Origin of the sequence: Methylobacterium sp. B1, from assembly GCF_000333255.1 — a bacterium.
Taxonomy (GTDB): domain Bacteria; phylum Pseudomonadota; class Alphaproteobacteria; order Rhizobiales; family Beijerinckiaceae; genus Methylobacterium; species Methylobacterium fujisawaense.
This window is the reverse complement of record NZ_BACT01001061.1, coordinates 1-7,203: the sequence shown is the minus strand read 5'-3', so window position 1 is coordinate 7,203 and position 7,203 is coordinate 1. Positions and strand designations below refer to the sequence as shown.

5 protein-coding genes and 1 pseudogene are annotated in these 7,203 nt (G+C 71.7%); 4 read left to right on the top strand and 2 right to left on the bottom strand.

Annotated elements, in window-relative coordinates; all coding sequences use genetic code 11:
* Window positions 1-601 (top strand): SDR family NAD(P)-dependent oxidoreductase (locus I53_RS29500; protein ID WP_043357820.1); only part of this gene is annotated, 601 nt, incomplete at its 5' end.
* A 150-nt stretch (window positions 602-751) separates the two neighbouring features.
* Here the strand turns inward: I53_RS29500 and I53_RS29495 are convergent.
* A pseudogene (locus I53_RS29495) lies at window positions 752-1,040 on the bottom strand (GIY-YIG nuclease family protein).
* Window positions 1,041-1,259: 219 nt separating this feature from the next.
* On the opposite strand from I53_RS29495, the gene zwf reads away from it, so the two are divergent.
* The gene (gene zwf / locus I53_RS29490) at window positions 1,260-2,732 is read left to right on the top strand and encodes a glucose-6-phosphate dehydrogenase (protein WP_043357817.1); all 1,473 of its coding nucleotides are present in this window, start codon (window positions 1,260-1,262) and stop codon (window positions 2,730-2,732) included.
* A 121-nt stretch (window positions 2,733-2,853) separates the two neighbouring features.
* Complete coding sequence (locus I53_RS29485) at window positions 2,854-3,054, top strand: hypothetical protein (protein ID WP_043357814.1); 201 nt, start codon at window positions 2,854-2,856, stop codon at window positions 3,052-3,054.
* Window positions 3,055-3,153: 99 nt separating this feature from the next.
* Here I53_RS29485 and I53_RS29480 read toward each other — a convergent pair whose 3' ends face one another.
* The gene (locus tag I53_RS29480) at window positions 3,154-4,668 is read right to left on the bottom strand and encodes a glucan biosynthesis protein (protein ID WP_043357811.1); all 1,515 of its coding nucleotides are present in this window, start codon (window positions 4,666-4,668) and stop codon (window positions 3,154-3,156) included.
* Window positions 4,669-4,939: 271 nt separating this feature from the next.
* Between I53_RS29480 and mdoH the strand changes: the two genes are divergently transcribed.
* Window positions 4,940-6,868, top strand: a complete 1,929-nt coding sequence (mdoH, locus tag I53_RS29475) for a glucans biosynthesis glucosyltransferase MdoH (protein ID WP_043357808.1) — start codon at window positions 4,940-4,942, stop codon at window positions 6,866-6,868.
* The last annotated feature ends 335 nt before the right edge of the window (window positions 6,869-7,203 follow it).

The following is a 7,203-nucleotide window of genomic DNA, read 5'->3' as shown; positions in this document are numbered from 1 at the left end:
CGTCGCCAGGGCCGGCCCGCCGGCCCTGGTGATGCTGAATGCCGGCATCGAGGCCGGTGGGAAACTGTTCTCCGACGCCGACACCTGGACGCGGATCCTGGGCACCAATCTCGGCGGCGTGGTCAACGGCATCCACGCCTTCGCGCCCGGCATGATCGCGGGCGGCAAGCCTGGGGCGATCATCGTCACCGGCTCGAAGCAGGGCATCACCACGCCGCCGGGCAACGCGCCCTACAACGTCTCGAAGGCGGGGGTGAAGGCGGTCACCGAGGCGCTCGCCCACGAGCTGCGCAACCGCGAAGGATGCCGGACCACCGCCCACCTGCTGATCCCGGGCTTCGTCTATACGGGCCTCACCAAGGCCCGGGGCGTCGCCGAGAAGCCCGCGGGAGCCTGGACGCCCGACGAGACCGTGGCCTTCATGCTGGAGCGGCTCGCCGCCGGCGACTTCTACATCCTCTGCCCCGACAACGAGACCACCCGGGCGCAGGACGCGAAGCGGATCGCCTGGGCGGCGGGCGACATCATCGAGAACCGGCCCGCCCTGTCGCGCTGGCACCCGGATTTTTCCGAAGGCTTCAAGCGGTACATGGAGGGGTGACCCATACGGCCTCGCGCGGCCCTGGGTCACTTCGCTCCGCTCGTGATGACGGAGGAGCGAGACGGGTCGCGTGACTGCGCGCGGGTTGCCGCGTTCACCGTCCTTGCGAGCGCAGCGAAGCAATCCAGGGAGCCGCGACGCCGGACCTGTTCACGCGAGATCTGGATACAGGTCGTTCCAATCCGGATTCATCGCCTCGATCAGCGCGAGCTTTTTCTTCCGTGAGCCCGCCTTGATCTGCTTCTCGCGCGTGATGGCCTCATTCATCGTGGGATAGCGCTCATACCAGACGAGGCGCTTGCAATCGTAGCGGCTGGTGAAGCCCTGGAGCAGCGCCTCGCAATGCTCGTAGACCCCGCCGGGCGAGGTTGGATGTCACGCCGGTGTAGAGCGTCCCGTTGCGGCGGCTCGCCATGATGTAGACGGCCGGCTCACGCATCGTGCTGCCTTTCGGCGTCGGCGCGCGGCCCTGGGTTGCTTCGCCGTGCTCGCAAAGACGGAGCGTGACGTCATCGGGTTGCCCAAAGCTGTCGCGGCCGCGCCCCGGCCCGGGCAGCGCTGGTCCGCGCCCCGAGTCTGGCGAAGCCCTTGCACACGGGCTAGGTCAGTGCGACGCAGCCGCCGCACGAGACCAGCGCACGACAACCGGGAGCCGCACTTGGCCACGATCATTCCCGTCGCCTCCTTCGACTGCGTCGTGTTCGGCGCGACCGGCGATCTGACCGCGCGAAAGCTTCTGCCGGCCCTGTTCTACCGCTTCCGGGACGGGCAGATCCCGGAGACGAGCCGGATCATCGGTGCCTCGCGCTCGGAATTGTCCCTCGACGCCTTCCGCGAGCATGCCCGCGACGCCCTGAAGCGTTTCGTCCCCGCCGCCGACCTGTCGGAAGACATGCTCCATCGCTTCCTCGACCACGTCGACTACGTCGCGGTCGACGGCGCCGGCGACAGCGGCTGGACGGACCTCGTGGCCAAGCTCGACGAGCGGCCCGACCAGGTCCGGCCCTACTACCTCGCCACCTCGCCCGACCTCTACGGCTCGATCTGCCGCAACCTCGCCGCCCACGGGCTCGTCGGCGAGAAGTCCCGCGTCGTGCTGGAGAAGCCGATCGGCAAGGATCTGAAATCGGCCCGGGCGATCAACGACGCGGTCGGCGAGGTCTTCCCCGAATCGCAGATTTTCCGGATCGACCACTATCTCGGCAAGGAGACGGTCCAGAACCTGCTCTCGCTCCGCTTCGCCAACACGATCTTCGAGCGGCTTTGGACCTCGGACGTGATCGACCACGTCCAGATCACGGTCGCCGAGACGGTGGGGGTCGAGGGCCGGGCCGGCTACTACGACACGTCGGGCGCGATGCGCGACATGCTGCAGAACCACATCCTGCAGCTCCTGTGCCTCACCGCCATGGAGAGCCCGCTCAACCTCGAGGCGAACTCGGTCCGCGACGAGAAATTGAAGGTGCTCCGCGCCCTCAAGCCGATCACCACGCACGATATCCAGAGCGTGACGGTGCGCGGCCAGTACGTGGCGGGCGCCGTCGACGGCAAGCCCGTCGAGGGCTACCTCTCCGAGCTCGGCCACGAGAGCCGGACCGAGACCTTCGTCGCCATGAAGGTCGAGATCCAGTCCGGCCGCTGGGCCGGCGTGCCGTTCTACCTGCGCACCGGCAAGCGCCTGCCCCGGAAGCTCTCGGAGATCGTGGTGCAGTTCCGCGCCTCGCCGTTCTCGATCTTCCCCGAGGAGGCGTTCGGCCGCGAGCCGAACCGCCTCGTGATCCGCCTGCAGCCGCAGGAGGGCATGAAGCTCGAAGTCATGACCAAGGATCCGGGCCCCGGCGGCCTGCGCCTGCGTCCCACCGATCTCGACATCTCCTTCGAGGAGACCTTCAAGCAGCGCTATCCCGACGCCTACGAGCGCCTGCTGATGGACGTGGTCCGCGGCAACGCCACCCTGTTCATGCGCCGCGACGAGGTCGAGGCCGCCTGGGCCTGGGCGGACGGCGTGCTCAAGGCCTGGGCCGACCGGCCCGAGGCGCCGCGGCCCTACCCGGCTGGGAGCTGGGGGCCGACCGCCGCCATCGCGCTGATCGAGCGCGACGGCCGGACCTGGCACGAGGAACTGCGGTAACGACGGTCTTCGGCTTACGGCCAAGCTGCCTTGATACGGTCAAGCCAGATGTGAAATCTGTCTGCGCCGTCGGATACCGCCCCGCGAGAGGGCGGATACGGCGCGGCACGAGGGATCATCAATGCTGGACAATCATCACGACGCGGCCGCTCAGGCCGAGCGTCGCCTGGAGCGTTCGGTCGCCGCCGCCCTGCGCGTCATCGCCGCCGCCCATGTCGAGCGGCAGGCCCCGCCGGTCTCCGCCGCCCGTCGCCGCCTGAGCGAGGTCTACGGCGCCACCCGCCTGGCCCGCCGCCTGGAGCAGGAGCGCCGGACCGCCTGAGCGTTCGCCGCCCGAACCGTCGCGCCGCGCTCCGGTCGGAGCGGCGAGACCCGACGTCGCGCTGCCCCGGGTCGCTTCGCGTCGCGCGCGATCACGGGGTTACAGGGCGGCGTCCCAGGTCTCGCTGAGGGGCGTCGTCCCGCGGACCAGCCGGGCGCGCAGCACGACGTCGCCCGCCGGCATCGGTTCCGGCGGGCGCCACTCGACATAGATCCGCCAGCCGCCGGTCTGCGGCACGAAGTTGGCCACCGGCTCGTGCATCGTGCCGGCACTGGCCGAGACCTCGGCGGTGACCGCCTCGTCGGCAGATTTCGGCAGGCCCGGACCCTCGAAATCGATCACGCAGAGCCGCCGCTGCGGGCTCGGCGGGGTGATGGGGCGCAGGCGTTCCGCGGACCCGAATCGCGTCGAGGTCACCCGGGCGAGGGCGGCGTCCGGGATCGCCGGCACGGGCTCCGCCCCCACCGTGGTCAGGCCGTAGGCGAGATGCAGCGGCGCGCCGGGCTGCGCCGGCGCCGCGGGCACGAAGGCCGCCACGATGTTGTCCATGTACTCTTCGCCCGACGGGATCTCGAAGAGCTGCACGGCGCCGTTCGCGAAGGCGCCCCCGGCGGGATCCGGGGCCACCCACAGGCCCGGCCGCGCCTCGTGACGCGCCTCGACGTCGAGATAGGCCGCGAAGGTCCGCTCCCGCTGCAGCAGCCCGAAGCCGGCGAGCGGCCGGGCCGCGAAGGCGGAGATCTGTGGCTGCTTGCGCCCGTTGACCAGGGGCCGCCAGATCCGGTCGACCCGCGCCGGGTCGGCCCCGGCCGCGACGCAGAGGCCGTCGGAATCGTGGACCTGCGGCCGGAAGTCGTCGAACGGCTTGGCCCCCCGCGCCCCGGGCCCGTTCTGCCCGTATAGGAACATGCTGGTGAGGGGGGCCAGCCCGAGCTTCGCGATCGACCGGCGTGGATGGAGCGCCGCGGTGACGGCGATCCGCGCCGGGTCTCCGGGGCTGATGGCGAACCGGAAGGCGCCGGCCACGCTCGGGCTGTCGAGCAGCGAGAGCACCGTCAGGGTGTGGGCTTCCGGCTCCGGTTCGCAGATCCAGTGGGCGACGAAGTCGGGAAATTCCTCGCCCTCCGGCGCGCCCGTGCCGATGGCGAGCCCCCGGGCCGAGAGCCCGTATTCCTGATGGGCCGCGCGCAGGCGGAAATAGGAGGCCCCCAGGAAGACGAGAAACTCCTCCTGGAAGCCCTTCGGTCGCCACGCCGGCATGTCCGGGAAGGCGTAGTGCAGGCGGAAGCCCGCGAAGCCGAGATCCGGCGCGAAGCTCTGGCCGGCGAGCCGCCGGCCCAGATCGAACAGGCGGGTCTCGTAGGGGATCGGGCGCGCCGGCCCGCGCCGCGGCTGGAGGTAGAGCGCCACGCGCTTGCGCTGCAGGAAGCCGCGGTGGAACAGCTGGGCGCTGAAATGGTCGCCGAGGTGCAGGCTCTCGGCCGGACGGAAGGTGATGGCGCGGTAGCCGTCGTAGTCGAGGGCGGCGAGCGCCGGCGGAAGATCCTCGGGCGGGGCGGCATAGGGGGCCGCGGCGAGACGTGCCGCCTCCGCCGACAGGGTTTCGAAGGTCATCGCGCCCCCCTGCGGCGGAAGCGCCGGCCCGGCCCACGTTCTGGACCCATTCAGATCAGCCGCGCTAGGTAGAACCGTGCCGGCAGCCGCGGCCAGAGCTGTTCGAAGAACGCGGCGTCGGGAGGGGGGATTGATCCGTTCGGCTTCCGGCGGTCTGTGCTGCCGGGTCGGCTCCGTGTCCTCGCCCCGCACATCGGTATCCACGGTCATCGGTTCCCGGCCTCCGACGGCCGGGCGGCCGGCAGCCTTCCACGGTCGAGTTCCTCGCGCCATGTCCTCACGCGTCACCTCCTCCGCCGAGCGGTCGCATCGGAACGCGGATCCCGCCATACCCGATCCGTCGGACGCCGCATCCTGTCGCGAGGTCTGGACCGGCGCGGGCCGCGGCGCCCTGCGCGCCCGGCGCCTGGCCCTGGCCGTCCCGAGCCTCGGCACCGCCGGCGGTCTCGTGTGGCTCGCCGCGCGCGCTTATCCGGCGGGCGTCAGCCCGCTTGCCTGGGCGGTCCTGGTTCTGTTCGGCCTCGTGATGGGCTGGCAGGCCTTCGTCGCCTGCCAGTACGTCTACGGGTTCGTCGCTTCCCTCCTGGGCGACCGGGCGAAATCCGCGCTGGAGCGCCGCTCCGAAGCGGCGGGTGCCGGGCCGGCCGGGACCGGACGCACCGCCGCCGTGGTGGCGATCCACGCCGAGGACGCGGTCGCGGTGTTCGCCCGCCTGCGGGTGATGGCCCGCTCGCTGGCCCGTACCGACGCGCAGGGCATCGACATCTTCGTCCTCTCCGACACGCGGGACGGGGCGATCGCCGCCGTGGAGGAGCACGAATTCGCGCGCATCCAGGCCTGGGCGGCACAGGATCCGGCCCTGCCGCGGATCCGCTACCGGCGCCGGACGGAGAATCTCGGCCGCAAGGCCGGCAACATCGGCGAGTTCTGCCGCAGCTACGGTGGCGAATACGCCTTCATGATCGTGCTGGATGCCGACAGCCTGATGACCGGCGCGGCCATGACCCGGCTCGTCGGGCTGATGCAGGCGAGCCCCCGCACCGGCCTGATCCAGACCGTCTCCTACGCGGCCGGTCGCGACACGCTCTTCGCCCGCATCCAGCAATTCGCCGTCCGCCTCTACGCGCCGCTGGCCTTGCGCTGCCTGGAGACCTGGCAGGGGCCGGAGGGCAGCTACTGGGGCCACAACGCGATCCTGCGGATCGAGGCCTTCGCGGAGAATGCGCAGCTCCCGAAGCTCCCGGGCCGGGAGCCGCTGGGCGGCGAGATCCTGTGCCACGACATCGTCGAGGGCGCGCTGATGGTCCGCGCCGGTTGGGAGGTGCGGCTCCTGCCCGAGATGGGCGGCACCTGGGAGGAGATGCCCACCAACCTCATCGACCTGCTCGGCCGCGAGCGCCGCTGGTGCCAGGGCAATCTCCAGCACCTGCGCGTGCTGCCCTGGGCGGGCCTGCACGCGGCGAGCCGCTGGCATCTCCTGGTCGGGATCCTCTCCTACGGGATGCTGCCGCTCTGGATCGCCTTCCTCGGCCTCGCCGCGTGGCAGGCCGCCCGGACCGGCGATCTCGGCCTCCTGGCCTACGGGCTGACCGGGCAGGGCGCGGCCGCCCACGCCCTGGCCGCCCTCAGCCTCGCAATCCTGGCCCTGCCGAAGCTCCTCAGCCTCGTCCATGTTCTGGCATCGCCGGAGCGCCGGGCGGCCTTCGGCGGCACCCGGGCGCTGCTCGCGAGCGCCGCCCTGGAGCAGGCGGCGTGGGTGTTCCTGTGGCCGGTCCTGACCCTGTTCACCGCCGGGGCCGTGGTCTCGACCTTCTTCGGCCGGGTGGTGCGCTGGGAGACGCAGGATCGCGACGATCGGCAACTGTCCTGGGCGGAGGCCTTCCGGCTCCAGGCGGACGCCGTGGTGGTCGGCGGGCTGATGGTCTTCGCGCTGCTCCTCGTCGGGAACGCGTGGCTCGCCCTCTGGATGGCGCCGCTGGCCCTGGCGCTCCTCACGAGCCCGGCCCAGAGCGTCTGGACGAGCCGGGCCGATCTCGGCCGCGCCGCCCGGGCGCGCGGCCTGTTCCTGAACGCCGACGACACCGCGCAGGCGCCGGAGCTCGCCGAACTCGCCCAGCTCCGCGGCCTGCCCTCCGCACCGGCTCCGCTCCGGACGCTCCCCCGCGAGCCGGCCATCTGGCTCGCCGCCGACGAGGCCTGATCCGGGCGCCGGTCGCGGGCCGTCGGTCGAGCCGGCCCTCGCCGTCGTCGCGCGCAGCGAAGCGCCCCAGGCGCGCAGGGCTGAAGGACCTGCCACGCGGACGGGATTGCCTCTCTCGGCGCGCAAGGACGGTGGTGCCGGCGCCATCGACCGGAGACGGGATGCGAGCAGGCCTTCGCCGGCGGGGCGAAGGCACCGGACGCCGGGACCGTCGGCATTCATCCCGGGGCTACGGCCAAGCTGCCACAGTGTTGCCATCGAGTCACGGGCGGGCGGAACCGCCCGGGCGGGGCGGTTTCAGGCTTGGATTCGAGGCGCGAGCGTTTACCCCTTGG

Bases quoted from the DNA above. Each gene is read 5' to 3' on its own strand.
- I53_RS29485 (WP_043357814.1), top strand. From the start codon at position 2,854: ATGCTGGACAATCATCACGACGCGGCCGCTCAGGCCGAGCGTCGCCTG.
- I53_RS29480 (WP_043357811.1), bottom strand. From the start codon at position 4,668: ATGACCTTCGAAACCCTGTCGGCGGAGGCGGCACGTCTCGCCGCGGCC.
- mdoH (WP_043357808.1), top strand. From the start codon at position 4,940: ATGTCCTCACGCGTCACCTCCTCCGCCGAGCGGTCGCATCGGAACGCG.